Source organism: Phaeobacter sp. NW0010-22, assembly GCF_040365955.1.
GTDB lineage: Bacteria > Pseudomonadota > Alphaproteobacteria > Rhodobacterales > Rhodobacteraceae > OMPR01.
Genome location: NZ_BAABWT010000002.1, coordinates 62,300 through 88,814, shown reverse-complemented (window position 1 = coordinate 88,814; position 26,515 = coordinate 62,300). Strand labels below are relative to the sequence as shown.

26 protein-coding genes and 1 pseudogene are annotated in these 26,515 nt (G+C 55.6%); 10 read left to right on the top strand and 17 right to left on the bottom strand.

Annotated features, from left to right (window positions below; translation table 11 throughout):
- Positions 1-324: 324 nt before the first annotated feature.
- Positions 325-489 (bottom strand): hypothetical protein, encoded by a 165-nt coding sequence (locus tag ABWV33_RS04620; RefSeq protein WP_353329294.1) that lies wholly within the window; start codon positions 487-489, stop codon positions 325-327.
- 104 nt (positions 490-593) lie between these two features.
- Between ABWV33_RS04620 and ABWV33_RS04615 the strand changes: the two genes are divergently transcribed.
- On the top strand, positions 594-1,241 hold the full coding sequence (locus tag ABWV33_RS04615) for a hypothetical protein (protein ID WP_353329293.1): 648 nt from the start codon (positions 594-596) through the stop codon (positions 1,239-1,241).
- Between the two features lie 345 nt (positions 1,242-1,586).
- Here ABWV33_RS04615 and ABWV33_RS04610 read toward each other — a convergent pair whose 3' ends face one another.
- Positions 1,587-1,982, bottom strand: coding sequence for a hypothetical protein (locus tag ABWV33_RS04610; protein ID WP_353329292.1), 396 nt, complete (start codon positions 1,980-1,982; stop codon positions 1,587-1,589).
- Positions 1,983-2,050: 68 nt separating this feature from the next.
- Here ABWV33_RS04610 and ABWV33_RS04605 point away from each other — a divergent pair, with 68 nt between their 5' ends.
- Positions 2,051-2,308, top strand: coding sequence for a helix-turn-helix domain-containing protein (locus tag ABWV33_RS04605; protein ID WP_353329291.1), 258 nt, complete (start codon positions 2,051-2,053; stop codon positions 2,306-2,308).
- 384 nt (positions 2,309-2,692) lie between these two features.
- On the opposite strand, the gene ABWV33_RS04600 is transcribed toward ABWV33_RS04605, so the two are convergent.
- From ABWV33_RS04600 to ABWV33_RS04565, 8 genes and pseudogenes are all read right to left on the bottom strand, one after another.
- Positions 2,693-4,345, bottom strand: a complete 1,653-nt coding sequence (locus ABWV33_RS04600; protein WP_353329290.1) for a type I restriction-modification system subunit M — start codon at positions 4,343-4,345, stop codon at positions 2,693-2,695.
- Entirely contained in the window at positions 4,342-5,571 is a 1,230-nt protein-coding gene (locus ABWV33_RS04595; protein WP_353329289.1) for an AAA family ATPase, read from the bottom strand. Before ABWV33_RS04595 ends, ABWV33_RS04600 begins: the two co-directional genes overlap by 4 nt.
- Positions 5,572-5,574: 3 nt before the next feature.
- Complete coding sequence (locus ABWV33_RS04590; protein ID WP_353329288.1) at positions 5,575-6,834, bottom strand: restriction endonuclease subunit S; 1,260 nt, start codon at positions 6,832-6,834, stop codon at positions 5,575-5,577.
- Position 6,835: 1 nt separating this feature from the next.
- Positions 6,836-9,883 (bottom strand): type I restriction endonuclease subunit R, encoded by a 3,048-nt coding sequence (locus tag ABWV33_RS04585; RefSeq protein ID WP_353329287.1) that lies wholly within the window; start codon positions 9,881-9,883, stop codon positions 6,836-6,838.
- Positions 9,884-10,408: 525 nt separating this feature from the next.
- On the bottom strand, positions 10,409-11,047 hold the full coding sequence (locus ABWV33_RS04580) for a DUF1643 domain-containing protein (protein WP_353329286.1): 639 nt from the start codon (positions 11,045-11,047) through the stop codon (positions 10,409-10,411).
- 49 nt (positions 11,048-11,096) lie between these two features.
- Positions 11,097-11,246: pseudogene (locus ABWV33_RS04575) on the bottom strand (DUF1643 domain-containing protein); the annotation flags it as partial.
- Between the two features lie 101 nt (positions 11,247-11,347).
- Entirely contained in the window at positions 11,348-12,256 is a 909-nt protein-coding gene (gene truB, locus ABWV33_RS04570; RefSeq protein WP_353329285.1) for a tRNA pseudouridine(55) synthase TruB, read from the bottom strand.
- Between the two features lie 92 nt (positions 12,257-12,348).
- Positions 12,349-13,062, bottom strand: coding sequence for a TetR/AcrR family transcriptional regulator (locus tag ABWV33_RS04565; RefSeq protein ID WP_353329284.1), 714 nt, complete (start codon positions 13,060-13,062; stop codon positions 12,349-12,351).
- 193 nt (positions 13,063-13,255) lie between these two features.
- Here ABWV33_RS04565 and ABWV33_RS04560 point away from each other — a divergent pair, with 193 nt between their 5' ends.
- On the top strand, positions 13,256-13,759 hold the full coding sequence (locus ABWV33_RS04560; RefSeq protein ID WP_353329283.1) for an outer membrane protein: 504 nt from the start codon (positions 13,256-13,258) through the stop codon (positions 13,757-13,759).
- Positions 13,760-13,787: 28 nt separating this feature from the next.
- Here ABWV33_RS04560 and ABWV33_RS04555 read toward each other — a convergent pair whose 3' ends face one another.
- Together ABWV33_RS04555 and rbfA are read right to left on the bottom strand one after the other, a co-directional pair.
- A complete protein-coding gene (locus ABWV33_RS04555; protein WP_353329282.1) occupies positions 13,788-14,528 on the bottom strand; it encodes a phosphodiester glycosidase family protein in 741 nt (246 codons plus the stop codon).
- On the bottom strand, positions 14,525-14,920 hold the full coding sequence (gene rbfA / locus ABWV33_RS04550; RefSeq protein WP_113822308.1) for a 30S ribosome-binding factor RbfA: 396 nt from the start codon (positions 14,918-14,920) through the stop codon (positions 14,525-14,527). Before rbfA ends, ABWV33_RS04555 begins: the two co-directional genes overlap by 4 nt.
- 90 nt (positions 14,921-15,010) lie before the next feature.
- Between rbfA and dapB the strand changes: the two genes are divergently transcribed.
- Positions 15,011-15,829 (top strand): 4-hydroxy-tetrahydrodipicolinate reductase, encoded by an 819-nt coding sequence (gene dapB, locus ABWV33_RS04545; RefSeq protein WP_121997796.1) that lies wholly within the window; start codon positions 15,011-15,013, stop codon positions 15,827-15,829.
- Between the two features lie 56 nt (positions 15,830-15,885).
- Here dapB and ABWV33_RS04540 read toward each other — a convergent pair whose 3' ends face one another.
- From ABWV33_RS04540 to tmpA, 3 genes are read right to left on the bottom strand one after another with little or no spacing between them, the layout of a single operon-like run.
- Positions 15,886-16,554: an ureidoglycolate lyase gene (locus ABWV33_RS04540; RefSeq protein ID WP_353329281.1), complete on the bottom strand. Its 669-nt coding sequence runs from the start codon at positions 16,552-16,554 to the stop codon at positions 15,886-15,888.
- Positions 16,551-17,141 carry a (R)-1-hydroxy-2-trimethylaminoethylphosphonate oxygenase gene (gene tmpB, locus ABWV33_RS04535; protein WP_353329280.1) on the bottom strand — a complete coding sequence of 197 codons (591 nt, stop codon included), beginning with the start codon at positions 17,139-17,141 and terminating at the stop codon, positions 16,551-16,553. The genes ABWV33_RS04540 and tmpB overlap by 4 nt, the downstream gene beginning before the upstream one ends.
- On the bottom strand, positions 17,138-18,274 hold the full coding sequence (gene tmpA / locus ABWV33_RS04530; protein ID WP_353329279.1) for a 2-trimethylaminoethylphosphonate dioxygenase: 1,137 nt from the start codon (positions 18,272-18,274) through the stop codon (positions 17,138-17,140). Before tmpA ends, tmpB begins: the two co-directional genes overlap by 4 nt.
- 100 nt (positions 18,275-18,374) lie before the next feature.
- Here tmpA and ABWV33_RS04525 point away from each other — a divergent pair, with 100 nt between their 5' ends.
- Positions 18,375-19,238: a LysR family transcriptional regulator gene (locus ABWV33_RS04525; protein ID WP_353329278.1), complete on the top strand. Its 864-nt coding sequence runs from the start codon at positions 18,375-18,377 to the stop codon at positions 19,236-19,238.
- Here ABWV33_RS04525 and ABWV33_RS04520 read toward each other — a convergent pair.
- The gene (locus ABWV33_RS04520; protein ID WP_353329277.1) at positions 19,221-20,393 is read right to left on the bottom strand and encodes a benzoate/H(+) symporter BenE family transporter; all 1,173 of its coding nucleotides are present in this window, start codon (positions 20,391-20,393) and stop codon (positions 19,221-19,223) included. The two genes, ABWV33_RS04525 and ABWV33_RS04520, sit on opposite strands and share 18 nt — an antisense overlap.
- Positions 20,394-20,497: 104 nt before the next feature.
- Complete coding sequence (locus ABWV33_RS04515; RefSeq protein WP_353329276.1) at positions 20,498-20,674, bottom strand: DUF1674 domain-containing protein; 177 nt, start codon at positions 20,672-20,674, stop codon at positions 20,498-20,500.
- A gap of 90 nt (positions 20,675-20,764) precedes the next feature.
- On the opposite strand from ABWV33_RS04515, the gene ABWV33_RS04510 reads away from it, so the two are divergent.
- The 5 genes from ABWV33_RS04510 to ABWV33_RS04490 all read left to right on the top strand — a co-directional run bounded on the left by ABWV33_RS04510 (position 20,765) and on the right by ABWV33_RS04490 (position 26,509).
- Positions 20,765-22,030, top strand: a complete 1,266-nt coding sequence (locus tag ABWV33_RS04510; RefSeq protein WP_353329275.1) for an RsmB/NOP family class I SAM-dependent RNA methyltransferase — start codon at positions 20,765-20,767, stop codon at positions 22,028-22,030.
- Positions 22,031-22,110: 80 nt separating this feature from the next.
- Positions 22,111-23,850 carry a heparinase II/III family protein gene (locus ABWV33_RS04505; RefSeq protein ID WP_164621236.1) on the top strand — a complete coding sequence of 580 codons (1,740 nt, stop codon included), beginning with the start codon at positions 22,111-22,113 and terminating at the stop codon, positions 23,848-23,850.
- A 21-nt stretch (positions 23,851-23,871) separates the two neighbouring features.
- Positions 23,872-25,461, top strand: coding sequence for a bifunctional phosphoribosylaminoimidazolecarboxamide formyltransferase/IMP cyclohydrolase (purH, locus tag ABWV33_RS04500; RefSeq protein WP_353329274.1), 1,590 nt, complete (start codon positions 23,872-23,874; stop codon positions 25,459-25,461).
- Complete coding sequence (lspA, locus tag ABWV33_RS04495; protein WP_113822299.1) at positions 25,461-25,934, top strand: signal peptidase II; 474 nt, start codon at positions 25,461-25,463, stop codon at positions 25,932-25,934. Before purH ends, lspA begins: the two co-directional genes overlap by 1 nt.
- Before the next feature lie 50 nt (positions 25,935-25,984).
- Positions 25,985-26,509: a DUF3035 domain-containing protein gene (locus ABWV33_RS04490; protein ID WP_121997805.1), complete on the top strand. Its 525-nt coding sequence runs from the start codon at positions 25,985-25,987 to the stop codon at positions 26,507-26,509.
- Positions 26,510-26,515 lie beyond the last annotated feature (6 nt).

The window sequence follows — 26,515 nt, the reverse complement described above, 5'->3', positions numbered from 1 at the left end:
CGAAGTGCTTCGTGGACTTTATTGAAACTCAAGGAAATTTTCACCTGTGGCAACCCAAAGAGCTGTGCAGTGTCTTCTCATAGTATCGCGGAATTTACCCATACCATTACGGGAACACTGAGGGTTTGAGCCTCTCGGGGATCCAAACTTCCTATGTGTTTCAAGCCACATTCTTTTACTTTGGGAAAGAGGAATTGGAACCAACCTTCCAAGGTTGTGGACCGAAGAGACTGGCCTTTCAGATCAGAGCCGATTTGAGTCAGTTGGAGAAAGTTCGAATCTGCGTCTACCCTTGATACCCATCATCGGGTGTACCCCTGCAAGCTACTCCTTTGCAGAATAAGGTGCAGCCTCAATGAACCGCTGAACAAGCTCTGGGTCATCGACGGGGTCGTCAGCATACGTCTTGACCAAATATCGCATGTAGAGCACCGAGACCAAAGTGATCACGAGAGCGGCACAATCAAATGCGATTTCGAAAGTGGTCATTTCACAACTCCTATGTCTCAAGCATAGGCCACTCACAGGCTTTCCCGATACCGATTTCAACCTAAGCACTTCGAGTTCTGAAGACTGCGTGATATAATCAATTCATGGACAAAGATAAACTTGCCGATTTTGAGCGATTGATGGGAGAACCGGGCCCTCGGGAAGAGGAATTCTTTGCCTTGCGCCGAACGCTTCAGATGGGAGCTGGGCTTGACCCGGATGGGCATATTGTGATCGGCGGTGGTCATGCTTTTGTTGCATTCAAAACCTCAATTCTTTCATCAAAAGCGCGTCCTCTCGAAGTCGGAGTTGCTTGGTGGGAAACTGACAAAATCATCGTACACAGCGTGTTAATCGACCCCACCCTTGAACCGCAGAGAGCGGGCGCGAGTAATGAAGCCAGAGAAGATAACGGCACTTCATGGCCCAGTCAGTGCACCCAGAGTGCTGTAGGTGTAGCAACATGGTGGTCAAAAATCGTCGGGCGGCGAGCTTTGGTTTCCGACACTCCAGAAATCGGCAGACCGTGGTTGAGCGGTTTGCTTGGTAAGCGCACGCTTATAATCCATGATTTCGATGAACTTGCATGGAGAGCGTTTTCGGACGAGGGATGCTTCAACGCTGGGCAACTGGGAGCGGTGAACGCAGCCCTGTCTGAGCGCAAAGCAGACCAGCAGGCTGGTGAATATGCCGCAGCCTTGTGCCAGGCTTGGCAAATCGGACAGCAGGCACGAAGAACTGCTCACTTTTGAGTTTGCCTCATAGGTCTTTGGAAGCTCTGATACCTTAACGGACCTGCCCAACCAGCCTCGGAAACCTGGAAGGCTGAACATTTTGCGCATCAGCAAAGTCAGCTTCAGGAGTTTTTTGAGAAAATGGGTTGGAGGGATTCAGGGAAGCGCAAAAAAATCCTGACTCGTTGGCGAGGTTGGTGGTCTCTGTCGGCATCCCGCCTCAACCTTGGCAGCTACGGCAGGCCGCGCATGACCGAAGAACTCAAGGAGATGGTATTCCCCAGGAAGTCGCAGACAGAATGGGCAGTGATAAAGCTTCAGAGAATGCGCGCCGAATGCCTGCGAACCAAGGCGCTATATAGTTTACTTGTTCAGAAGATCTATAGAGGCTATTTCAGATCGAATTTTGTCTCTGAAGGTCTTAGGGAAAATCTGCCTGGTTTGTAGGCGCGCAACGTCGGCATGTTTCTCTGGTGTTAACCAGCCTTTGTTGAACCCCTTTGTAATCAACACATTTGCGAGCATCAGGCAGTTTTGAGAACTCTCCCCTACTTCAGCCGCAACGTCTGTTAGCCGACAGGCTTTTCCAGTCAACACCACATTGGGCTCGTAGGAATCATGCACTCTAAGAAACAGGCCATTCGAAATTGCATCTGCGGCGATATCTGCCGGTAGCCAACCACAAAGACGTATTCTAAAGGCTTCAAGCCAGTGAGCTTCCTGCCACCGGTGGTCTACCAATACATATTCTAACAGCACATCTTACTCCCAATTTGGGAGTATCAGTAACCAGAGGTATCCAGCGTGTCTATACCTTGGGTTACTTTATGGCCGGCACGCTTCACACAAAACAATATAGAAGACTGATTGAGGCGCTGGTTGCGGAGCGTTCCTCGCAAGGATTGTCGCAGGCAACACTTGCGAAGACACTAAAGCGCCCACCGTCCTTTGTTGCGAAGGTTGAATTATGCGAGCGCCGTCTTGATGTGCTCGAGTATTGTGCATGGGCTCATGCACTTTCCGTTGATCCGTTGGATCAATTGCGTCTGCATGCATCTCTTCCCATCAAGGAAATCCCTCGCTGAGTATTTTCTTCTCCTGAGGTATGGAGCAAGACCTTTTCAATCAGGAGTATGTCTTCATCTAAGGTAGGGCTGTGTCTCCACAATCGGCCGTTTACTACGAGGTGCAACAGTTCATCTCGTCCAATGTCGGTAGACCCATCATTATTAGGTCGTGTTGAAATTTGGGATTCTCCCGATTAGCGGCCTGTTTCCAATACCTTGTGTGCGAGGAAGGTGATCTTGGCCTGCAACCTGATGTACGGTCTGTCATTGTGCAGAGAAGTTCGGAATAGCAATCTGAGGTTGCGCAAGCAGCTAATTCGATCGGTAATCGAGTTGGTCAATGCGCTCTTCGATCGCCCCTTGCACGAAACGCTCTTTGCCCTGATTTACATCAGCCTCAAATCAATCGCCCCCTGGGAGCACAGAAAGACCAAGTTCCTTTAGAAAGCTGTTGTGCCTTGAGGTCTCCTTTCGGACCTGCTTTTCGATCTCGACAAGCTGCTTCTGTGCATCTGCCAGCTTGATCTCCTCTTCCGGAACCGCAGTGCTGATGTATCGAGAGATGTTGAGGTTGTAGCCTTCATCGGCAATTCGCTCCATGCTCACACGCTTGGAGTAGCGGTCCTCTTCCGTCCTGAATTGGTAGGTCGAAATGATTTTCCCGATATGGTCAGGTGTCCCATTCCTGCCATCTCCCAACTGGTTTTGCCGCTTTTCCTTTACGAAGTGGTCGGCGGCATTGATAAAGAGAACGTCGTCTGGCTTTTTGCATTTCTTGAGTACGAGAATGCAGACAGGGATACCGGTCGAATAGAACAGGTTTGCAGGCAGGCCGATGACAGTATCGATGTTACCGTCCTTTAGTAACTTCGTGCGGATGCGCTCCTCTGCCCCACCTCGGAATAACACCCCATGCGGCAGGATGATTGCCATAACTCCCTCATCCTTCAGATAGTGAAAGCCGTGCAGGAGGAAGGCAAAGTCGGCGGCAGACTTTGGTGCCAGCCCGTAATTCTTGAACCGAACATCATCGCCCATCGCCTCGGTCGGATCCCAGCGTAAGCTGAAGGGCGGGTTGGCTACCACTGCATCGAAGGCGGGCTTCTTGGCAGGGTTCAACTCGCGTAGGATGTCCCAATCATTGGCCAGTGTATCGCCGTGGAAAATCTCAAACTCGGTATCCTTGACCCCATGCAGTAGCATGTTCATGCGGGCGAGGTTGTAGGTTGTGATGTTGCTTTCCTGCCCGAAAATTCTGCCGATACTACCTCCGCTCTGGCTCATGCGCTTGCGCACGTTGAGCAATAGCGACCCCGAGCCGCAGGCAAAGTCCAGCACGCTCGCCAAACGGTTCTTCTGGCCGGTGGCGGGCTCCTGGCTGTCCAGGGTTACGATCGCGGACAGGATGTCAGAGGCCTGCTGCGGCGTGTAGAACTCGCCAGCCTTCTTTCCGGAGCCGGCAGCGAACTGGCCGATCAGATACTCGTAGGCATCGCCCAGATGATCCGCTTCAGACGAGAACTCGGCCAACCCCCCGGCAATCTCGGCGATGATTGAACAAAGCTTCTTGTTCTTCTCCGCCTGCGTCTTGCCCAACTTTTCCGAATAAAGGTTGATCTCCGAGAACAGCCCGCCGAACGTGCTCTGGAAGGACTCGTTCTCGATATACTTGAAGCCCTCATACAGCGTCAGCAGCAGCTCATCGCTTTGTTTGCGCGCCAGATCTGCGATGTTGTTCCACAGATAGGGCGGCTGGATCACATAATGTACCTTGCGGCGCATCTGCTTTTCGAACTCTACAACGTCGCCTGGGTTGTCCTCGTACCAGGCTTGCAGCGGCGTACTGGCACCGGTGCTCTCAAGAACATCCGGCAGATCAAGGAGGTCCGGCCCCAGTTCCCGCTTTGCCGCCGCCTCGTAGTTGTCTGAGAGGTAGCGCAGGAACAGGAATGATAGCATGTAGTCGCGGAAGTCGTCCGGGTTCATCGCCCCGCGCAACGTATCGGCGATGTTCCAGAGCGTCTTGCCCAATTGCTTTTGGATTTGGTCGTTCATTGTGCAGGTACTTCCTCAGGGGCGGGTGCGGGCGCCGGGGCTGGGGGCGGAGCCGGAACGGCACCCGGTAGGGCGAACTCGAAGCGGGCGATGAACTCGCGCAGCATGCGGCGGAAAAGGTCCTTGTTGTCCTCCCCCATCTCCGTGGGTTCATGGATGGCATATGGGCCGTGGCTCAGTAGGTTGAGGGCTCGGTTGAATAGCGCCCGATCTTCTTCTGTGTCGAGCGCCTTCAGGCAAAAGGCGATGTTTGGGTGCCCGAAGAAAGATGCCGTCTTCTCCATAACGCTCCGCAGAGCGTTGAAGTGAAAGGTGTATAGCTTACCCTTCTTCGGATCAGCCGCTCGCTGCAGTTCAGCAAGCGTCGCCACATGGTGGAAGAATGGCGTGTCTTCCGTAGCCTGAAGCGTGTAGCTGCCGTCGCTGCTCGGACGATGCAGGAAATAGCGCCGATGGACAACCGAAGGGGCATCATCAATCTTCCGACCAACTTCATTGCACATGACGTTGAAGAATAGGGCGTGATGTGAGGAGAAAATCACTTTGATCGGAGCGGGCGCACCTTCGGCATTCCGCCGCGTGGTTGCTCGACGCAGCAGCTTTGCCAGGTCGCAGGCAACGGAAATCGCATTGTTGTCATCAAGCGACGAGATCGGGTCGTCGATATAAAGATACTTCTTCCCCTGATAGGATTCATGCCCGTCCAGCATCCGTTCGCAAATCGCCATGAAGATGCACCAGATGAAGATGTTCTGTTCGCCCCGCGACACCTTTATGTTGGTCTCGTCCCCCTTTCGGAAGCTCACGAAATCCGGCTTGGAGATGGTATCCTTACCCTGTTGAACATCTTTGTAGGTGAAGTCGAACTCGAAATCGGCATAGCGGGAAAGGTAACGGGCGATGGTCTCGTCGAGCGCGAGTTCCGTCATTGCGTCGAAGAAAGATGACTTTTCATTCAGTTGCAAGCGGCGTACGCTGTCGCCTTCAAGGTCGTTTTCCCAGACGAAGAGATCCTCGGTGAAGGCGTTGAAATAGAGGGTGTCGGGCGTGCCGGTCGGGTTCTTCTTGTTCTTGCGCTTCCCTGCGTCCTTGAATTCCATCGACAGGCGTGTCTTGCCAGTGCGGTTGTACGCGTAAATCAGGACGAGCGATGTCGCCTTCGTGGGATTGTTCAGATCGTCACGGAGTCTTGTGACCAGAGTTTTCAGGTTCTTATAGGTTTTCATGCGTCAATCCTCCCCAATCCGGGGGAAAAGCTGCTGCATCAGCCCCTTCTTGTGGATCTTGAGCGTCTCGGATTTTTGGGTCTCAGCGGCGATGAGGTCGTCGAGGGAGGTGAGGCAGTCAGCGATGCGTTGTTGTTCAGGGCGCGATGGGATTCTGAAGCGTAGGTTAATAAAGAACTGCAGGCCGATCGTCTTAATGGTGCTTCCAGTCGCCATGCGCTCAAAGAGTGGTTTTGAATGCTGAAGCAAATGATACAGAAACCAGTTGCTTAGCCTGCGGTCGTCGCACGTCCAAACAATGAAGTGCTGACTAACAGCCATGGGCGAAGCCATTATGGCACTTTTCCCAACACCAGCATCACGGCTAATCAATACCGAGCCTGCTTTGTGTAGAACGGCGGATGAGTTTTTGATACCTTTGTCGGAGATTTCAATTGCCGTCTTAGAAATTAGCCCTTGGTCAAGGCGCTTTGAGTCAGCGAGCGAAACCCACTTGATCCCACCATCATAGTATTCCGGCATGCTCTTTTTGGGGGTGTGCCCGGACCCCCTCTTTGCCAGACCTTCCAGATGCTTCTCTTCCCACTTCTCCGCTCCTTCAAACTCGGGGAACCGTAGGCGGGGTTGGGTTTTGCCTTCTTGGGGGAAAAGCTGCTGCATCAGGCCCTCCTTGTGGGCACTGAGCGCCTCTAACTTCCGCCTCTGCGCGGCAATCAGCGTATCCAGTGATTCCAGACAGGTGGCGATCTTTTGTTGTTCGGGGAAAGCTGGTTTCAACAGTTGCAGTTCGGAAAACTGCTTGTAGCTGATCATTTTCCCGTCGCGCAAACCCTCAAGGTTCCGGGTCAGCTGTTGGATGAAAGCATGCGATTTGAAATACTGCCTGTAGAAGGCACCACACAATCGCCCGCGTTTGCGAAGTATGACGTAAGCCGGGCTGCAGATACCGTGATATTCAGAGAATTCGATGCCGCCTTGGAACGAACGGAGGCTGATTATGAAGTCGCCGGGCCGCACTTCCTTGTAGGTTTCAAGGCTCTTTTCAGTTACTGAAACATTGTAATCAATCATGTCCCTTGGAATCGCGCCATGTTCTTGCGTGATAGCAAGGATAGGAAGGCCGGGCGGGGCTTTACGATTGCTTACTTGTTGAAATAGCTCATTGCCGGGAGCGGTTTCCCAAACAGCTGTGTCCTGAACCTCTGGGAAGCGCCGCTCAGGTACCAAGGCAGACCCACTGCCCGCCGCGATGGACGATTTCACTTTACTGCTCATATGCGCTGAGCCCCGAAATTTCGCGTCCACCGGCGCGCTTAAGCAGCAACGGCATCAAGTCGGCCATCAGGTCCAATTCCTTCACCCGTCGCGCCTTCCAGTTCAGGCCAAGGGGTTCCATCAAGTCGGTGAGCTGCTCGCCATCAAAGATCATGCGTTGCAGGATGGTGTCGACAAAGGCTTGCAGGGCCTCGGTCTCCAGCCCGTACTTGCCTGCGATGTCCGCCAGTTGGCCTGCGTTCTTTTCCGTCTTGAAGCGGCTGTAACCCTCGTGGATGGCCTTTTCGCTCAGCCCATCACCCGCCGTGAGGGTGTTGATATAAGCCGCGATATCCTCGCGCTCGTCCATGAATTTGGCGTCGGACTGTATCAGGCCGATCAGCTCTTCACGGCTCATCTTCTGCTTGCCCGGTGTCGCTTCGGAATAGCGGGCGATTAGGCCCATGATGTAGTCATAATCAATGACAGTCGAGGCGAAGAGAACAAATTCGAAATCCAGTTGGTCTGCTTCAGGTGTTGGCTTGCCATCGTCCTGCCCCTTGCCCTGCTGGGCCCGAAGACGCTGAGCGGTTTCAAGGTAGGCCCCGCGGAAGCCAAGCAAGTTGTCGCGGGGCAAGACCTGTTCGATGGTGTTGCGGTTTTCATCCGTCAGGTCGGTGTACTGGTCAAGCTGGGTCTTGAGCCGCTGGACTTCTTTGAAGTGTTCGACGAACGCCGCGCGGGCCGCATCGCCTTTAAGGTTGGGCACCTCTTCAGGAGCGGAAACGAGACTCTGCGACTTCATGAAGGTGTCAAGCCTCCGCACTGCGCTTTCCAGTTTCTGGATAACCACGGGGGCCTTGTCGACCAGCCAAATTTCTCGGACTTTTTCCGCTGCAGCCTCACCCGAGAAGAGGGCAATTGCGGCATCGACTGCGCCCTGCTGCTGACGGAAGTCGAGGATATTGCCATAGGGCTTGGTGGCGTTCAGCACCCGGTTGGTGCGCGAGAAGGCCTGGATCAGGTTGTGGTTCTTCAGGTTCTTGTCAACGTAGAGCGTGTTCAGAAATTTTGAGTCAAATCCGGTCAGCAGCATGTCGACGACAATCGTGATGTCGATCTTATGGTGCGGTTGATTGGGGTAGGCTTTCCGCAGGTCGGCACCCGGCCATTGCTGGTCTTTGATACGCTTCTGCACGTCCTGGTAATACAGATCGAATTCGCTGATCTTGTGATTGGTGCCGTAGTGGGCGTTGTAGTCGGCGAGGATCGTCTTCAGTGCCGCCTTTTTCTTTTCCGGCTCGACCGCGTTGTCTTCCTTCTCCTGCGGCAGGTCTTCTTGGATCTGCTTCACATCAGGATTGCCCTCAACGGGCGGCGAGAAAACGCAGGCGATGTTTAGCGGCTGAAAGCCGGGATCGGTCGCCAGCTTCTCGGCCTGCATGGATTTGAAGAGGGAATGATACTCGATGGCATCATTGATCGACGATGTAGCGAGCAAGGCATTGAAGCGTCGGTGGCCGGTGGCCGCGTCGTGCTTGGCCAGGATGGCCTCGATGACCGCCCGCTTGGCGAGAGGTTCGCCCGGCTTCGGCAGAATTTTTCCCTCTGGCTTGAAATAGTCCACATGGAAACGAAGGACGTTTCCGTCTTCGATGGCGTGGGTGATCGTGTAGGTATGAAGACGCTTTTGGAAGAGATCTTCCGTCGTTTTCATGCTGGCCTGCGTGTCCTCGATCTTCTGCTGGGCCGAGTTCTGATCGAAGATCGGGGTTCCTGTGAAGCCGAAGAGCTGGGCTCGGGGGAAGAATGACTTGATGGCCTTGTGATTTTCGCCAAACTGGGACCGGTGACATTCGTCGAAGATAAAGACGATGCGCTTGTCACGCAGGGGTTCCAGCTGTTCCTTGAAGCTCTTCTTACCGCCCTTCTTCTGCTGTTTATTCCTCTTACTGTTTTCGTCCAACGCAAGCCCCAGCTTCTGAATCGTGCAGACGATGACTTTGTCGGCGTAGTCATCCGACAGTAGGCGGCGAACGAGAGAGGCGGTGTTGGTGTTTTCCTCGACGCAGCCTTCTTGGAACTTGTTGAACTCCTCGCGCGTCTGCCGATCAAGGTCCTTTCGGTCCACAACGAAGAGGCACTTCTCGATGTTGGGATTGTCTTTGAGAAGGGTTGACGCCTTGAACGACGTGAGCGTCTTGCCGCTACCAGTCGTGTGCCAGATGTAGCCGTTGCCACAGTCCTGAGTGATGGAATCAACGATCGCCTTCACAGCGTAGACTTGATAAGGCCGCATCATTAGAAGCTTCTGCTCACCTGCCACCAGCACCATATAGCGGCTGATCGTCTGGCCGAGGGTGCATTTGGCGAGGAACGTCTCGGCGAAGCTCTCGAGATGGACAATCTTTTTATTGCCTACGTCCGCGAACTCATAGAACGGCAGAAAGCGCTCTTCGGCATTGAAGGCGAAATGCGTCGCATTATTGTTGGCGAAATAAAACGTTCGATCTCGATTGCTGACAATGAAAAGCTGAAGAAAGCACAGGATGGTCTTGGTATAACCGTTCCCAGGATCGTTCTTATATTCGACGATCTGCTCCATGGCACGACGCGGGTTTACGCCGAGGGTTTTCAATTCAATCTGAACGACCGGCACACCGTTGATCAGGAGGATGACGTCATAGCGATGGTGACTGTTGTCTGTATTGATGCGGAGCTGATTGACCACCTCGAAGGAGTTTTTGCACCAGTCCTTGATATTGACGAGCGTATAATTCAGAGGCGTGCCGTCATCGCGGGTGAAATTATTCCGCTCACGCAAGATTCGTGCCGCAGTGAAAACATCTGGCTTGACGATTTCATCAAGCAACCGCTGAAACTCGCCATCGGTGAGCGTGACACGATTAAGTTGTTCGAACTTCCTCCTGAAGTTCTCTTCCAGCTTAGCTCGATCACGAATATCGGGGCGATACTCGTATTTGAGATCGCGCAGCTTAGCGATGAAATCCTCTTCGAGATCGCGCTCTGCCTTGCTCATCGTTGTTGCAGCACTCATCTCGTGTACAAACTCCTCGAGCCAGATGAGTTCTGCATTAGCAGGTCAAAACCTGTGCCCGGTCTATACTCGAAACTCTTGAGGTCGTTGCTTGCCTTAATGCCTCTCCTTTGCTCTACCACAGATTCGCCCCGTCAAAATATTATGGCGCTGTTTTGTCAGCCCAATTCATTACCGTTCAGTTGTGTGTAATCTTCTATCATCATCTCTGCAACGCCGGGCTCGACGTGTTCTGCGGATGAGACAAGATCAGACCTCATCAGAACGGCCTGGAGTCTTAAGAGTATAATTTGTTGTTTTTGGCACCTGGAGAATGCCAGCTTGCCGCCCAGACTACAGAATGGACAGTCAGCTATTTTCACCTATTCGAAACACTGCTCAAGCGGCAGAGAGCCACTTCAGGCACGCTCGGCCAAATTGGATGAAGCGGGTCGCCCGAATGAAAAGCTATGCCCGAACCTACACACGCCCTCGAACGCAACCCAGCAGCAACATCTTTGATTAGACCAGTTTAAGGTCGGCGCGTCAGGCTTCGGGAAATGGAAAGCGATCTGTCGTGCTGCTGATGTAAAGAGGATGGCCTGCTGACCCGTCCTTATTCAGTTTTAAGCAGTAGAGCGGTTTTCCGGCCTTTCTGAGCGCGCGCAGGGTCTCATCGACGATTGGTGCGAAGCGCTTATGTAGCTTCCCATAGGCCAGCAAAACTTCTTCGACGCCCTCGGCTTCTCGCAGAATAGCTGGGAGATTCTCTGAGCTGCATGCCAATTCGGGATCCTGCGGGACGTTCTTAGGTTCGGTCGCGCGCCAGTCCAGCATGTTGGTCTTCACATAACGAGTGAAGCCCCACCGTCTGGCAAAGCCAAGCTCCCTGTCACAGGTCGGATCCGAAACGTCTGCCGTGGCGATGGAGGGATTTTGGCCAACGAACATGATGGTTCGCGGCTTTGCTTCCTCCGGTGTCCAGTCACGCGTCAAGACCTGCCGGTATCGACCGCATGGGGAGAACGTTGCGCCGCCTCTCACACCGTCCGGAAGATTGATTCGAACCTTGCCACCGGGATCGTGCAGCCTGTGTGCGGCGTCGCCAAGGTAATTTTCCTTCACATTCGTCATCTTTCTCTCCAACGCAGGAAAACAGTTAACAGCACGCTGTTTTTCTTTCATCTATATGTATCTAAAGTAAGAAAACATTTTTTAGTGTATAGAAGACTGACTCGGTCGCGGTTGATGGGTTGAGCATGACAAACAGGGCTTTGCGCCCTGCGGTATCCCAGACTCGGGTCAGGCTATAGCGGTATTTTTCGCAATCCGAATACACTGCGGTCGAGGGCGCATCGCCCTTTGTATGGGTGCGTGTGATCATGTGTCAGTTGTGATGAATTTCCACGCAGACCTCAAGCATATGCGCCAGGGTGCGTTAAAAAAGGCCAAACCCAAACAGGCTGGATTTGGCGCTTTGATTTCTTAGGCTTTGACGAACACGCGGTTGGGATGCAATTCGCCTGCTTTGTAGACGCCAACAGCAACGGCTTCTCCGTTGAGTGAAGCCCAGGCGTCGTCGCCATATTCCACATCGCTGGCCAGAACCATACCGGGATTGCCATTGCGCAGGCGCACAGCGCCCTCGGGTGTGCATTTCAGTTCGGGCAATTCCGACAGACCTTGTTCAAGCGGACGCACATAGCCGTCTAGATCAGGCGTTTTGGCCATCGCGTCGATTTGCTCAACCGTCAACCCGTCTTGAACCTCGAATGGGCCTGACCAGATTCGACGCAGTTCACGCACATGACCATGACAGCCAAGTGCGGCCCCCAGATCCCGCGCGATAGAGCGGACATAGCCACCCTTGCCACAGGTCATTTCCAGCGTCACGTGGTCTTGGTCAGGGCGATCCACTAATAAGAGTTCTTCGACCCACAGCGCTCGGGGTGCGATTTCGACGTCTTCGCCATCGCGAGCCAGTTTGTAGGCGCGTTGGCCGTCAATTTTGACCGCAGAAAACTTGGGTGGAACCTGCTGGATGTCGCCAATGAAGGGCAACAGGGCCTCTTTGATTTGTGCATCCGTTGGACGGATGTCACTTTCTGCGATCACTTCGCCTTCGGTGTCATCGGTGTTGGTTGCCTGACCCAAACGGACGGTAAAGGTATACGCCTTGAGCGCATCAGTGATATAGGGCACCGTCTTGGTGGCTTCGCCCAAAGCGACGGCCAGAACGCCCGTTGCTTCGGGATCCAATGTCCCTGCATGCCCGGCCTTTTTAGCGTCAAGTGCCCAGCGGACCTTGTTCACGACTGATGTGGATGTGATGCCCGCAGGCTTGTCCACCACCAACCATCCTGAAATGTCGCGTCCTTTGCGTTTGCGTGCCATGTGAGGCGTCCGTCCTTTTGCTGCAGAGGGGCCTTATAGGGGTCGTTCTGTGCGGGTCAAGAGAGGCTGTGATTTCGCGGGTGAATACGGGCCTATCTCTTGGTCCTAGGAACCGCCAACAGGGCGTCTACAAATTCAGACCAATTGTGTTTGATTGTACCTTTGGAAAGCCCAAGGCACAAATTGATCGTGTCGAATTGGATTTCATACGCCGCGAACAATGCGCGTTTGGCTTCGCCTTCCTGATCTGATCCGCGGGCCTCTAAGGCTGCGGAAAGGGGCCCATCGTAAGAGTTGTTTATGAAGGTGATGAACGTTGCCGTTGTGTTTGCATCTTCAACCGAAAATTCGCCGCTGGTTTTTCCGTCTTCGATAAGTTGGGTCAAAAACGGCATGGAGGCCTGTGCGATTGTCCGGTGCAAGAGCGCCTGTAGGCCGAGGTTCGCGACTTGTGTCAAAGCACCGTGGGTATAAATCACCGCTTCTGGCCCCATCGCGGAAATCGCTTGGGCTTGCAGATCGTATATCGCTTGGAGCCGAGCGACGGCAGATTTTGAGGTGTCATCGACAATCGTTTGCATCGCGGCGGCGATTTGGGCCGTCATCCGGACGAAGATTCCGAACACCAGTTCATCTTTCGATTCGAAGTGATGATAAAAACCGCCCTTAGAAACACCAGAACTGGCGAGTATGTCCGCCATCGTGGTGTCTTCGAAACCCTTCGTGAAAAAAAGCTCATAGGCGCAATCCAGCAGTTGATTGCGACGGTCTTCGGGCTTCATGTTCTTGCGTTTTTCTCTGGTCATGAATTCCTTACCTTTACAGACCGACGGTCGGTTTACTATTTCAGACCAGTGGTCGGTTTTGTCGATTCACCTTACGAACTCAACACGCACACGTAAACAAAACACATCTTCTCTCATATCGGATTCAGCTTTGAACGGGGTGTTCATGGCCCCTTGCTGCTGATTCCAGAACTCTAAGAACTGGACTAAAAAAATGAAAAAGGCGCTGGCAATCTTGATCGCTCTGGCCGCACCGGGTCATGTCTTTGCTGATGAAAGCTGGACTGGGTACCAAGTGGGTCTTCAGGTTGGAAATCAACATATCAAGGCCAAAGGAACAGGTGAATCAAACCCGACATTGGGGGTTCATATCGGATATCTTCATGACTTCGGGGGTTACGTGTTTGGGGGAGAGATTTCTCATGATGCTGCAGCCAAATATACCGTTGGCGGTGTGAAAAAGTCAGCCAAGACCACTCGGATTAAGATCAAAGGGGGCCATAGCTTTGGCGATACGCTGCTTTATGGCGTCGTTGGCTATGCGGGTTTGGATATCGGCGGAACAAACGAAGACGGGATTTCAGCGGGCATTGGTGTCAGTTATCGGCTGACGCCACAGGTGATACTGGGACTTGAGTACCTGCACGACACATACAGTTCGGGTGGGGCAGATACCGAAGCGGATTCGGTGTTTCTGAAGGCGTCGTACAAGTTTTGATCTAAACGTGCGATGAGCCAGACACAGTTTAGTCTTTGTCTGGCTCTACCACGCCAACAATCGGGCCAAGGGCAAAGCCAATGTCGTTCCGATTGATCTGTGGCGCGTAAATGCGTGAGATATTGCCGTCGAAATACAGCGCGTTGGGTGTTTTCAGGGCATCCCGAAACAGGCGGCCGAATTCGTGAAAGGTCACCGAATTTTTCGAAATCGCAAACACAGCGCGTTTGCCGTCGGCGCTGGTGCCGACACCATTTCGGATATAGCGCGACGTGCTGTCGGGTAAAAACCGGGGATGCAGCGCGCCATTGATCACCAGCATTGGGCCGGATTGAGTGGCAAATCTGCAGGTGGGGTTAGAGTCGATAAAAGCGAGCGTCTCGTACACTTGGGCGGACTTGTCCGCGATGCAAAAGACACCGTTGGGCAGCAGGCCAAAGTTGCCGGGACCCGCGTTCGGGATCACGCGCATCTGCTCGACCCCGTTTTCAAGGTAATGCCCGACGGGCGCACGGTTCGCATGATACATGCCCGCATTCATCGCGAATCCAAGGCGCATGCCGTCTTGTTCCAACTCTGCGTTCACCGCAGAAAATTGCCCCAACAGATCGCCTTCGGAATCGTTCAGAAACAGGCGCAACTCTTCCGTCGCGGTGTCGACCTCGCACACGGTGTAGGTATTGCCGTCATGTTTGAGGTCACGGCAGTCTAACGCCGCCAGCGGGGCAGCGACACAGGCCGCCAACAACGCCAGCAGCGCCCGGATCATTCTTCGGTATCGCGGCGCACCGCGTCCTGATTCAGCATGCGGCGGGTGTCGTCCATCTGGTCAAACGTCTGATCCAGTTGAAACCGAAGGTCCGGGGCGTATTTTAAGCCCAGCTTTTTGCCCATCAAGCGGCGCAGTTCGCCCTTGTTGCGCGCGAGTACCTTGAGCACTTCGTCCTTCCCCTTGCCGCCCAATGGGAGCACATAGGCAGTCGCGATTTTCAAATCAGGCGAGGTGCGCACCTCGCCCACGGTGATCGACATACGGTTCAAGTCTGGGTCGTGCACGTCACCGCGTGCCAACACCTCGGACAGAGAGCGTCGGATCAATTCCCCTACACGCAACTGACGTTGCGAGGGGCCGGGTCCATCATGGAATTTGTTCTTGGCCATATTCCCGATCTAAGCCCAAAGGCGGGCTTTGCCAAGCGGCTCTGAACGAGGTAGACGGCAAAGACGCCGAAAACGAATAGGAAGATCACCATGACCCACACCCCAGGGATCGTCATTACCGGAGCATCGGGCCGTATGGGGCAGATGTTGATCAAGACAGTATTGGAAAGCGACAAGGCCCAGTTGGTTGGCGCGATTGAACGGACCGGCCACGAATGGGTGGGTCAGGATGTTGGTGTTGCCATGGGCGGCGCGCCGATTGGTGTGTTGGTGAGCGATGACCCGCTTGAGGCATTCGCCAAGGCGCAGGCGGTGATTGATTTTACGGCCCCCAAAGCAACGCTGGAATTTGCCGCCCTTGCAGCGCAAGCACGGTGTGTCCACGTGATCGGCACGACCGGCATGAGCGATGACGAAATCGCAGCGTTGGAACCGGCGTCGCGCCATGCGGCCATCGTGCGGGCGGGCAACATGAGCCTTGGCGTAAATCTGCTGGTGCAGTTGACCAAGAAGGTCGCCGCCGCGTTGGACGAAGATTTCGACATCGAAGTGATCGAAGCGCACCATCACCACAAGGTCGATGCCCCCTCCGGCACGGCGCTGATGTTGGGCGAAGCCGCCGCCGAAGGGCGCGGTGTCGATCTAAACGATGTGTCTGATCGTGGGCGCGACGGTATCACCGGCGCACGCAAGCGCGGCGACATTGGGTTCACGGCCATTCGGGGCGGTGACATCGTGGGCGAACACGACGTGCTTTTTGCCGCTGCTGGCGAACGGATCGTGCTGCGCCATATGGCGACAGATCGGGCCATTTTTGCGCGCGGTGCGCTTAAGGCGGCGTTGTGGGGGCAGGGCAAAGCCCCAGGTGCCTATGACATGCTGGATGTCTTGGGCCTGTCCGAAGGCTAAAGCCTGCCGATAGCTGAGAAACGAGTCGCCCGGGCAAATGTCCGGGCGTTTTGGTTTCAGAGGTCTTTGATCTTGTCTGCGCGCAGGGGGCAGGACAGGTAGACGCCGAATTCGCGGCCGATATCGGCGCTGACGCGGGCGTGCACCTTGCCTTGCCGGTCCAGAAACCGTTGTTGATCTTCGACAGGGAAAATCCCCTCGTGCCAGATGCCGGGATGAATATAGAGGCCCCTCGTGCCGTCACACCAAAACGCGACGACCTTATCGGGCGTCAGATTGTCACCGGGCAAGGCTGCCGGAACGATGAACGGCTTGTTGTCCAGTGGCCAGAACATCTGCCCGCCATCGGGGTGATAATTCATGTGCCACAATAGCACCTGATCACGCGGCGCGGTTTGGTCGGCGATCTGCGCCTGTTGCGGATCTGCGGACCAACCCAGCACATAGTTGCCATTAACCGCTTCGTTTTCCCCATAGAGCACATCGCCGCGCCAATCACATTTGAACGTGCCCTCGACCCAACCGGCCTCGTCCCCGGTGCCTTCGTCGATCGGGCGCCAGCCTTGCTGAGGCCAGCGCGCGATTTCTATTTCAAACGTGTCGGGATCATCAACCAGACAACCGTAGCCTTTGACTGACGCCTCGGTGGCCCGGATTAGGGGAACCTCGTGCCACGGCAGAGAGGGTTTGGAACTGGCCTCGAAGATATACTCGGGCGCGCTCATGCGGGACCCATGTGGCGATCAACCATGCGCTGCACCATTGGGGCGAAATGTTCGAAATCCGGGGTATCCATGTCGTCGCGCTTGCCGGCCTCATCCAGATACCGCACCTGAATGATTTCTTTTAGATTGGGGTTTTGTTCAAACTCGGCTACTTCATCGGGGCTCATCGGCCCCCCTTGAAGTTCCAGCGTATGGACCGAGGCAGGGGACAGCCGGTTGAAATATTCGGTCTTGGTGGCGCACAAATACCGCTTGGCCGCGACATGGTATTTCACGCAATCGGTGATCACCGTTGGGAAAAACGGCGCAAGCACCAACTCGCCTGCGTCTTCGTGGTGGCGGTCTTCGGTGTCGTCGGGGTGATAGGTGCCGAATTCCGAGGTAAAGTGGCCAACGTCATGCAGCAAAGCGCCGACGATGATTTCCTCGGGCATGCCGTTTTGTTCGGCGATGGTGGCCCCTTGCAGCATGTGTTCGGCCATGGTGACGGGTTCGCCCAGATATTCCTCACCACCGCGACGGGTGAAAATATCACCCAGAAAGGCCACGATGTTGGTTTGATCCAAGGTGGAGAAATCGGGTTTCATTCCGCTGCCTCCAACTTGGCCATATCCATTGCGGCCAGCGTCGATAACAGGCCGTCCTTGTCGGCATAACATCCCTGCAACCAGCGGGTTCCTGCGCCAGAATAGCCCAGACGTGCGTGCAACACGCGTGTGTTATCTACGATAAAGCTTTCGCCCGGTTCCAGTTTGAACGCCACACCCATGGCCGGGTCGTCGATGTAATCGCCCAATTGTCGATAGGCGGCATAATACGCTTCCATCTGGTCAAAGGGCACATCGATAAACGGCGCGGATGAGCGGTTGTTAAAGCGAATGCCAACCATTTCACCATCCGGGGACAGTTCAATCATCGGGCGGCGCGAGCGCAGGCAAACGCCATCTGATCCGACATATTCAAACCGGGCGGGGTACCCTGCGAGCAGGGCGAACCCTTCGGGATTATCGCTGCGCAAACGTTCAGCCGCACGAAAGCCATCCACAACGATGGATTCGCCACCTTCGGCTGAGTTTTCCAGACAATACAGAATCTGCAGCGTGGGCACCGGATCGCGATAGGGGTTGTCGGTGTGGGCCTGCAAACCCAAGCCGGTATAGGCAAGGTTTGTTGGGTTCACCTCGGTGCGGACCTCAAAATAAGGGCCATAATTGGTTTCGCGTACATAGCCAAACAGAGCCGCAACTTTGAGCAGCGATTCTGGCTCAGTCGGGCCATTGGTCAGTTTGGCAAAGCCATATTCGGCTACGTCTGCCAGCCAGTTGCGCTTGGCTATAGGCGTGGCGTGAACCTCGGCCCAATCGCCGCTGGGGGCAGCAATGCCCCGTTCCCAGGTGGTGATGCCGAGGGCGACACGGCCCATTTCCTGCTCAACAGCGCGGTCATAGGTGTGATCGGCCAACCACCCGCTGGGAAATGTCACGGTCTTATTCTCGGGCTGGAACGTCACCGACAGATCGCCGTTCACGATCTCGGCAGCGCTGACCGAGATATCTGTGGGAATATCCCCGATGGTGATCAAACGCTGACCGTTGCCGGGCGCGCGGGTTTCGGGGTCCAGCGCGTTGTCGCGCAGCCAGATGGCGTGGAAACGGGCTAGTGACCCGTCGCTAAATTCGACTGAAACAACGGACCCTGTCTGGGTGGCTGAGCGCAACATGGGGGATTCTCCTGTGAGGGCGCGGCTTTGGTTGCGAAAATAGGCAACCCGTGGCATTACGACAATCAATCCTTATTTCATCTGAGGCTAAGAAAATCCTATGGCTAAGAAAAAGGTAGGCTTGCCGCCGCTGGATTGGTTGCGGGTGTTTGAAGCGGCGGGTCGGCTGGGTGGATTTTCCGCCGCAGCGCGTGAATTTGGCCTGTCTCAAGCCGCCGTAAGCCAGCGGATCGGCAATTTGGAAACATGGCTGGGCCGGACGCTGTTTGTACGCGAGGCGCGCGGGGTGTCCCTGACGATTGAGGGGGAAAGTTACCTCCCCTTGGTGCAGGAAAGTCTAATCGCACTGGAGCGCAACACCGAAGATCTGTTTGGCAAAGCCCCCCGCGAACTGCGTGTGGCGGGGATGAGCTCTCACCTCAACGCGTTGGTGATGAAGGGGATGGGCGGCTTTCTAAGCGATCATCCCAAGGTGCGAGTGGTGACAGATTCCGTGGCCAAACGGTCTGCGCTGGATGAGGAACGCACATGGCTGCAAATTCGATATGGGCGTGGATCGTGGCCGGGACGCGAGGCCAAGTTGATCGCGCCTGAGACACTGGCGGTCTTGGCGGCGCCAACCGTCGAATGGGGGGCACCGGTTATTGACCTGCGCGGCGAGCGACCGGGCTGGCAGGAATGGGCGCGCCGGACTGGTCACCTCGTCCCTGAAGGCGCGCGGCTGAGTGTCGATTCGATGGAACATGCGCTCAGCTGCGCCGCCTCGGGCAGTGGTGTTGTATTGGGTTCTTTGCCACTGGCGCATGATGACTTGGCCAGAGGTACATTGCGGAAACTGGATCTGCCAGTGCTCAAGACCCGCGATGGCTATTGGTTAACGTGGCCCGATGATCGGCTGCATTCCAAGAAGCAGCGCAAGCTTGTGATGGATTTCCACGCTGCCCTATCAGGGCTTATGTCCTAACCGGTTTGTCACAATCTGAACCACGCCACCGATTGCCAAGCCCCACACCGCAGCGCTGAGCCCGAACATCGAAATGCCAGAGGCGGTCACAAGAAATGTGATTGCGGCAGATTGGCGATAGGTGGGGTCTTCGAGCGTGGCAAAGGTCGCGTTCGCAAATACTCCGATCAAGGCGATCCCGGCGACGGTGCCCAAAACGGCCTGCGGAGCAAGGGCTGCAAAGCTGGTGATCACGCCTGCAAACACACCCAAGACACAATAAAATACGCCACCCATGACAGCAGACCAATACCGCTGCGCCGGATCTGGATGCGACGCCTCGTTGGCGCACATCGCTGCGGTGATTGCGGCAAGGCAGGTGGCCGCAGACCCAAATGGTGCAGACAGGATGCTTGCCCCGCCGACTGAGGCGACCAATTGACCGGGGGCGGGCTGGTATCCAAAACTGCGCAACACTGCGAGGCCCGGAATGTTTTGGGTGGCCATCGTTACAACAAACAGCGGCAGTGCGATATTGGTCACGGCCTCCCAAGTAAAGATGGGCATGATCCAGACTGGGGCAGCGAATAGTGGATCATTCAGCGGGATCACAAAATCCGAATGCACAACGATGACCAATGCAGCGACAACAACCGCTGCAGGCACCGCGAAAAGTTTGTGGAATTGTGACACGACAAACCAAGTCAGGATGATCGGCAATGCCAGCGCCGGAAAATCGGCCAACGCCTGAAATGGCTGAATACACAGCGATAGCAAAACGCCAGCCAACATGGCTTGGGCCAAGGGGGCTGGGATCGCTGCAATCAAGCGGGCCAGAGGGCGCCAATACCCGGCGAGAACGGTAAAGACGCCAGCAAGAATAAAACCGGCCACGGCCACAGCAAACCCACCCTCGGGCGTTTGCGATACGGCAAGCAGGGCAACGCCGGGTGTCGACCATGCGACGCTGACTGGCTGCTTCTTCCAGAGGGACAGAACGATGCCTGATACCCCCATTGCAATTGACGCCGCCATAAGGCCGGATGCCGCTTGAAGGTCAGTTGCACCTACGCCAACGAGCCCTTGCAAAACAATAGGAAAGGAGCTGAAAAATCCAACGATTGCAACCACAAGCCCGGTCGATATCGTTTGAACATCTGGTCCATTGCTGCGCATGGGAAATTCCTTTGTCGCCCAATCAAACGGGATTGGTTGCCCCTCAATAATATCGGGACTTTGGCGACCAGTCGCGCAAGAGGCAACCCCGCGCAGCTATCAACTTAGAAGTCGATAGCGAGGCCCTTTTTCTCCCAATCGCCATAGCGGACCGGCTCTGGCCCCTCACGGCCACCCAGCTCTTTCGGCATGGCGGCAACGCGGGCTTCGGCGCGGCGGGCGGCGGCTTCGTCTAGAGCGCGCTGGGCGGCGGGGGGCAGATCTTTGGCCGAGTCGGTCATGGTTTGGGTTCCTTTATCGCTGAACCGTGATATACGCCCGCGTCCCCCTTAGACAAGGTGGGCAATAGCCACAGGTCAGGAGCCGACCCAATGTCAGACAGTGCAACCAACGCGCGCCGCAGTGCGATCTACCTGCTGGATCAGGTTCTGGGCGAAGGGCGGTTGTTGTCCGAATGTCTGGCCGCAGGGGCGCTGGACCGTCTGGAACCCGAAGATCGGGCTCGCGCTCAGCGATTGGCTGTGGAGACTCTGCGGGGTTTGGAGCGGGCGGACCGCCTGCTGCAAAAGCACCTGAAAAAGGGAACACCTCTGACGGTTCACAACACCTTGCGGGTTGGTACGGTTGAACTCTGCCAAGGGGCGGCTGCGCATGGCGTGGTCAATTCCATGGTCGAGATCACCTCGAAAAACAAACGCTACGGCAAGCTCAAAGGGCTGGTGAATGCGGTTCTGCGCAAGATCGCGGCCGATGGGCCTGCTGCTTGGGCGGCTTTGCGCGCGCCCCGATTGCCCAAATGGCTGCGTCAACCGCTGGCTCAGGCTTGGGGGAACGAGGCGATGCTGGCGATTGAGCAGGTCCAGTTTGCAGGCGCGCCGTTGGATGTGTCGCTTAAACCCGGTGCGGATGCAACGGCGTTGGGGGGCGAAGTGTTGCCAACCGGATCCGTGCGATTGCGGGATGCCGGTCAGGTGTCGGCATTGCCGGGCTATGCGTCTGGTGATTGGTGGGTGCAGGATGCGGCGGCTGCCTTGCCGGTGCAGGTTTTGGCGCCAAAAGCGGGCGAAGAAATTTTGGACCTCTGTGCCGCACCCGGGGGCAAAACCATGCAAATGGCTGCCGCTGGAGCCAAGGTCACCGCGCTGGATGTTTCCAAAAATCGGATGAAACGCGTTCAGGAAAATTTGGATCGCACGGGACTGACCGCCACCGTTGTTGTGGGAGATGCGCTGGAACATCAGGGCCAATACGATGCGATCTTGCTGGATGCGCCCTGTTCCGCGACTGGAACCATCCGCCGTCACCCGGATTTGCCACAGGCCAAGGATGGATCTGAATTTGGTGAGTTGATCGAGCTGCAGACGCGGATGCTGGCCCATGCGTGGGATTTGCTAAAGCCGGGCGGGCGTTTGGTTTTCTGCACCTGTTCACTGTTGCCAGACGAGGGCGAAGTGCAGGTTGAAGAAGCTTTGGATATGTTCCCGGACATGCGTGTAGATCGCACCGCTGTTGATTTGCCCGGCATTGACCCCACTTGGATCACCGAAGAAGGCGGCCTGCGCTTGCGGCCCGATTACTGGGCTGAAAAGGGCGGAATGGACGGCTTTTACATGGCGCGGCTGCATAAAGAGACCTAGCCAATTATTCATCGGTGACTCAGTGCCCAAGTCGGGCTATCGTCTGTCTCAAACGCCAAAGAGCGTATGAGGCAGATAGCATGTCCCGTTTTGAAAGAGTTTCCAATACGTGGTCGCGGTTCCAGAACCGTCTCTATGCGCGTCTGAGCCAGCGCCAAAAAACGGTGACCGCATTTGTGTCTCAACCCGAACCTCGAACTGTGGGGTCGTTTGCACGAGGGCGGCAGTTGGTGGCGGGCAATCTGATGTTCGCTGGGTATCTTGTTGAATCTTGGGATAGCATTCTGTGGGATGTCGAAGCGCCGAATATCGCGTTTGAGGTCGAACGACAGGGATTCGTGTGGTTGGATGATTTGGCCGCTGTGGGTGACGTGCGGGCCCGCGAAAAAGCGCAAACCTGGCTTTGGAGTTGGCTTGAGAAGCACGGCAATGGCCGCGGCTCGGGTTGGACCCCGGAACTGACGGGCCGTCGAATCATCCGATGGATTAATCACGCGCTGTTTTTATTGCGCGGTGCCGACAGTGCCCAAAGTGAAGCGTTTTTCCGCTCATTGGCGCAGCAGACATGGTTTCTTTCAAAAAGATGGCAGAGCGCACAACCCGGATTGCCCCGGTTCGAGGCGCTGACCGGGTTAATTTATGCCGGCCTCGCCCTTGAGGGGTTAGAAGAATTAGCAGACCCGGCGGTGCGCGCTTTGGCTCAAGAATGTGAGCGTGAAATAGATGCGCAGGGGGGGATTTCGACGCGCAACCCCGAAGAGCTGCTCGATGTGTTCACGCTTTTGACTTGGGCGGCATCTGCCTTGAACGAAGCGGGTCGCGGCATCAGCCCGGCGCATTCTGCGGCTATCAACCGAATTGCACCGACATTGCGGGCTTTGCGCCACGCCGAAGGCGGGCTTGCGCGCTTTCATGGCGGGGGCCGCGGGCTAGAGGGGCGATTGGATCACGCGCTTGCGCTGAGCCATGTCAAAGCCACGCGATCTGATGGCTTGGCAATGGGATATGCGCGTTTGTTTGGCGGACGGACGAGCGTCATTGTCGATGCCAGCCTGCCCCCAGAAGGCGACGCATCGTTTAATGCCCATGCCTCGACATTGTCCTTCGAGCTTACCTCCGGGCGCCGCCCCTTGATCGTGAGCTGTGGCTCCGGCGAAAGCTTTGGAGTGGATTGGCGGCGTGCCGGGCGTGCCACCCCATCGCATTCGACCCTGTGTTTGGATGGGTATTCCAGCGCACGCCTGTCTGAGCCGACAGGCCTGTCGGGGTTGGAGGCCCTTGTTGAGGGGCCGACCCATGTTCCTGTTGAAATGTCCGACGTGACCGACGGGCATCGGTTTCAGGGGGGGCACGATGGCTATTCCAAGGTGTTTGGCCTGACCCACGCCCGAACGCTTGAGCTGACGTTGGATGGACGGGGCCTTGCGGGCGAAGATATGTTGCTGGCAATGGACGACACAGCAAAACGGCGTTTCAGCAAGGTTATGGATGCCACTGTTCTGACCGGAGTGGGATTCGATGTACGATTGCACCTGCACCCAGAAGTCGATGCAGCCGTGGATTTGGGGGGCGCGGCGGTGTCGATGGCGCTTAAATCCGGGGAAATCTGGGTGTTTCGCCATGATGGACAATTTAAATTGTCCCTTGAGCCAAGTGTTTACTTAGAAAAAACACGATTAAAGCCACGTGCGACTAAACAGATTGTTCTATCTGGGCGGGCAATGGAGTATGCGACGCGCATCCGGTGGTCGCTCAGCAAAGCGCAGGACACTGCGGTTGCTATTCGCGATCTGAACCGGGACGAACCCGAATTCGACTGATCCGCAAGAGGACCCAGAGCCATGACCGACCTTCATCCCGTGCGCCGCGCGCTACTTTCCGTTTCCGACAAGACCGGATTGATTGACCTGGGCAAGGCTCTCGCTGCGCGTGGCGTTGAACTTCTGTCCACTGGCGGGTCCGCCAAAGCATTGCGAGACGCCGGCCTAGATGTGCGCGACGTAGCCGATGTGACTGGTTTTCCTGAAATGATGGACGGTCGCGTTAAAACACTGCACCCGATGGTGCATGGCGGTCTGCTGGCCCTGCGGGACAACGACACCCATGTGGCCGCGATGGAAGAGCACGGTATTGCCGCCATCGATCTGTTGGTTGTGAACCTCTATCCGTTCGAGGCCGCGCTGGCGCGCGGTGCGGAATATGACGAGATGATCGAAAACATCGACATTGGTGGCCCTGCGATGATCCGTGCGGCATCCAAGAACCATTCGTTCGTGAATGTTGTGGTCGATGTACAGGATTATGATGCGCTGCTGGCCGAGCTCGAAGCCAACGATGGCCAGACTTCTTACACCTTCCGCCAGAAGCTGGCTCATACGGCTTATGCCCGCACTGCCGCCTATGATGCCTCTGTGTCGAACTGGATGGCTGGTCAGCTTGAATTGGAAGCCCCCCGCCGCCGCGCCTTTGCAGGTGAGCTGAAGCAGACTCTGCGCTATGGTGAGAACAGCCACCAAAATGCGTCGTTCTATACAGACGGCTCCGCGCGCCCCGGTGTGGCAACGGCGGTGCAGCTTCAGGGCAAAGAGCTTAGCTATAACAACATCAACGACACTGACGCCGCCTATGAGCTGGTTGCGGAATTCTCACCCGCCGACAGCGCGGCCGTGGCGATCATTAAGCACGCCAACCCCTGTGGTGTTGCGACTGGCGCGACCTTGTCGGAAGCCTATCAAAAAGCGTTCGATTGTGACCGGACCTCTGCGTTTGGCGGTATCGTTGCGTTGAACCAGCCGCTGGATGCCGAAACCGCCGCTAAGATTGTTGAGATCTTTACCGAAGTTGTCATCGCGCCGGGTGCCTCTGACGAGGCGAAAGAAATCTTTGCCGCCAAGAAGAACCTGCGCTTGCTGCTGACAGACGCTCTGCCTGATCCCCGCAAGGCGATCACTGCCTACAAACAGGTCGCAGGTGGGATGTTGGTTCAGGACAAAGACGTCGGCTATGTCGAAATGGCAGACCTGAAGGTCGTGACGAAAAAAGCACCGACCGATGCACAGTTGCAGGATTTGTTGTTTGCCTGGAAAGTCGCCAAACACGTTAAATCAAACGCCATCGTCTACGTGAAAGATAGCGCAACTGTTGGCGTAGGTGCGGGGCAGATGAGCCGTCTCGACAGTGCCAATGTGGCAGCGGCCAAAGCCGGTCGTATGGCCGCTGAACTGGGCTTGGATGAAAGCCTGGCCAAGGGCAGTGCGGTGGCTTCTGATGCGTTTTTCCCCTTTGCGGATGGTCTGTTGGAGGCCGCAGCAGCGGGCGGCACATGCGTTATTCAACCCGGCGGTTCCATGCGTGATAACGAAGTCATCGCGGCCGCAGACGAAGCAGGACTGGCCATGGTGTTTACCGGCATGCGCCACTTCCGTCACTGATGCGACTGAGCCTGCTCTTTTGGGCCACCTTCTGGGCCTTCTTGTGCGATCAGGTCAGCAAGTATCTGGTCGTGCATTGGATGGGCGTGGCTCAGCGTGGCAGCATTGATGTGCTGCCACCGCTGCTGACATTCCGGTATGGTGAAAATCGCGGTATTAATTTTGGCCTGCTTCAGGGTGATACCGATATCGCGCGTTGGATCTTGATCGGCTTGTCGGTGTTGATCTGTGTCATCGTGATTGGATGGCTGTATCGAACCCGTGCCTCGCGCTGGATGCTTATCAGTGGTGGCTTTCTGATCGGCGGCGCGTTGGGAAATGTGGTTGACCGTTTGCTTTATGGCTATGTGCTTGATTTCCTGAACATGTCCTGTTGTGGCTTTGATAACCCTTATGTTTTCAACGTCGCTGACATATTTATTTTTGCTGGCGCGGCAGGCCTGATATTGCTGGATACGAAAAAGCCCACGTGACGGGCCTTTGGAAATACGCTAAAAGCCTTTCAAACTGGCAGGAGAAGACCATGCGGACGCCGCTGGGGATTATGATAGTAGCTGCTGCATTGGCGGTGTCTGGGTGTTCTAATAAGGGGCTCAGAGATATTCGTGCTCCCGGACCGGGGCCCGATGAATTCTCAGTCTTGCCGTCAAAGCCTCTGACCGCACCCAGAGATTATGCTGTTTTGCCTGCACCGACACCGGGTGGTGTGAACCTTGTTGACCCGAACCCGGTTGCGGAAGCCGCCGTTGCGCTGGGCGGCCGTGGCTCTGCCTATGATGGCAATGCGGTTCCATCGTCAGATGCTGCCTTGGTTACCGCCAGCAGCCGATATGGTGTCCCGTCAAATACCCGTCAGGCACTGGCACAAGAAGATGCAGAGTTTCGTAAGAAACAGGGCCGCATGACCCGAATTCGCCTGTTCCCAGTGGATCGCTATAAGCAGGTCTATAAAAAACAGACCTTGAATGCGAGCCAACAGGCCGACGGATACCGTCGCGCCGGGGTGCCTACGCCTGCCGCGCCGCCAACGACGCGGCAAAAGGATTAAGTAAAT

What these genes read in the sequence shown, in the direction of transcription:
- lspA (WP_113822299.1), top strand. Translation starts at nt 25,461, where the DNA reads ATGCGACTGAGCCTGCTCTTTTGGGCCACCTTCTGGGCCTTCTTGTGC.
- ABWV33_RS04490 (WP_121997805.1), top strand. Translation starts at nt 25,985, where the DNA reads ATGCGGACGCCGCTGGGGATTATGATAGTAGCTGCTGCATTGGCGGTG.
- ABWV33_RS04515 (WP_353329276.1), bottom strand. Translation starts at nt 20,674, where the DNA reads ATGACCGACTCGGCCAAAGATCTGCCCCCCGCCGCCCAGCGCGCTCTA.
- ABWV33_RS04580 (WP_353329286.1), bottom strand. Translation starts at nt 11,047, where the DNA reads ATGAAAGAAAAACAGCGTGCTGTTAACTGTTTTCCTGCGTTGGAGAGA.
- ABWV33_RS04585 (WP_353329287.1), bottom strand. Translation starts at nt 9,883, where the DNA reads ATGAGTGCTGCAACAACGATGAGCAAGGCAGAGCGCGATCTCGAAGAG.
- ABWV33_RS04540 (WP_353329281.1), bottom strand. Translation starts at nt 16,554, where the DNA reads ATGAGCGCGCCCGAGTATATCTTCGAGGCCAGTTCCAAACCCTCTCTG.
- ABWV33_RS04555 (WP_353329282.1), bottom strand. Translation starts at nt 14,528, where the DNA reads ATGATCCGGGCGCTGCTGGCGTTGTTGGCGGCCTGTGTCGCTGCCCCG.
- ABWV33_RS04605 (WP_353329291.1), top strand. Translation starts at nt 2,051, where the DNA reads ATGGCCGGCACGCTTCACACAAAACAATATAGAAGACTGATTGAGGCG.
- ABWV33_RS04560 (WP_353329283.1), top strand. Translation starts at nt 13,256, where the DNA reads ATGAAAAAGGCGCTGGCAATCTTGATCGCTCTGGCCGCACCGGGTCAT.
- ABWV33_RS04525 (WP_353329278.1), top strand. Translation starts at nt 18,375, where the DNA reads ATGGCTAAGAAAAAGGTAGGCTTGCCGCCGCTGGATTGGTTGCGGGTG.
- ABWV33_RS04600 (WP_353329290.1), bottom strand. Translation starts at nt 4,345, where the DNA reads ATGAACGACCAAATCCAAAAGCAATTGGGCAAGACGCTCTGGAACATC.
- ABWV33_RS04520 (WP_353329277.1), bottom strand. Translation starts at nt 20,393, where the DNA reads ATGCGCAGCAATGGACCAGATGTTCAAACGATATCGACCGGGCTTGTG.
- rbfA (WP_113822308.1), bottom strand. Translation starts at nt 14,920, where the DNA reads ATGGCCAAGAACAAATTCCATGATGGACCCGGCCCCTCGCAACGTCAG.
- tmpA (WP_353329279.1), bottom strand. Translation starts at nt 18,274, where the DNA reads ATGTTGCGCTCAGCCACCCAGACAGGGTCCGTTGTTTCAGTCGAATTT.
- purH (WP_353329274.1), top strand. Translation starts at nt 23,872, where the DNA reads ATGACCGACCTTCATCCCGTGCGCCGCGCGCTACTTTCCGTTTCCGAC.
- tmpB (WP_353329280.1), bottom strand. Translation starts at nt 17,141, where the DNA reads ATGAAACCCGATTTCTCCACCTTGGATCAAACCAACATCGTGGCCTTT.
- ABWV33_RS04615 (WP_353329293.1), top strand. Translation starts at nt 594, where the DNA reads ATGGACAAAGATAAACTTGCCGATTTTGAGCGATTGATGGGAGAACCG.
- truB (WP_353329285.1), bottom strand. Translation starts at nt 12,256, where the DNA reads ATGGCACGCAAACGCAAAGGACGCGACATTTCAGGATGGTTGGTGGTG.
- ABWV33_RS04595 (WP_353329289.1), bottom strand. Translation starts at nt 5,571, where the DNA reads ATGAAAACCTATAAGAACCTGAAAACTCTGGTCACAAGACTCCGTGAC.
- ABWV33_RS04505 (WP_164621236.1), top strand. Translation starts at nt 22,111, where the DNA reads ATGTCCCGTTTTGAAAGAGTTTCCAATACGTGGTCGCGGTTCCAGAAC.
- ABWV33_RS04510 (WP_353329275.1), top strand. Translation starts at nt 20,765, where the DNA reads ATGTCAGACAGTGCAACCAACGCGCGCCGCAGTGCGATCTACCTGCTG.
- dapB (WP_121997796.1), top strand. Translation starts at nt 15,011, where the DNA reads ATGACCCACACCCCAGGGATCGTCATTACCGGAGCATCGGGCCGTATG.
- ABWV33_RS04565 (WP_353329284.1), bottom strand. Translation starts at nt 13,062, where the DNA reads ATGACCAGAGAAAAACGCAAGAACATGAAGCCCGAAGACCGTCGCAAT.
- ABWV33_RS04620 (WP_353329294.1), bottom strand. Translation starts at nt 489, where the DNA reads ATGACCACTTTCGAAATCGCATTTGATTGTGCCGCTCTCGTGATCACT.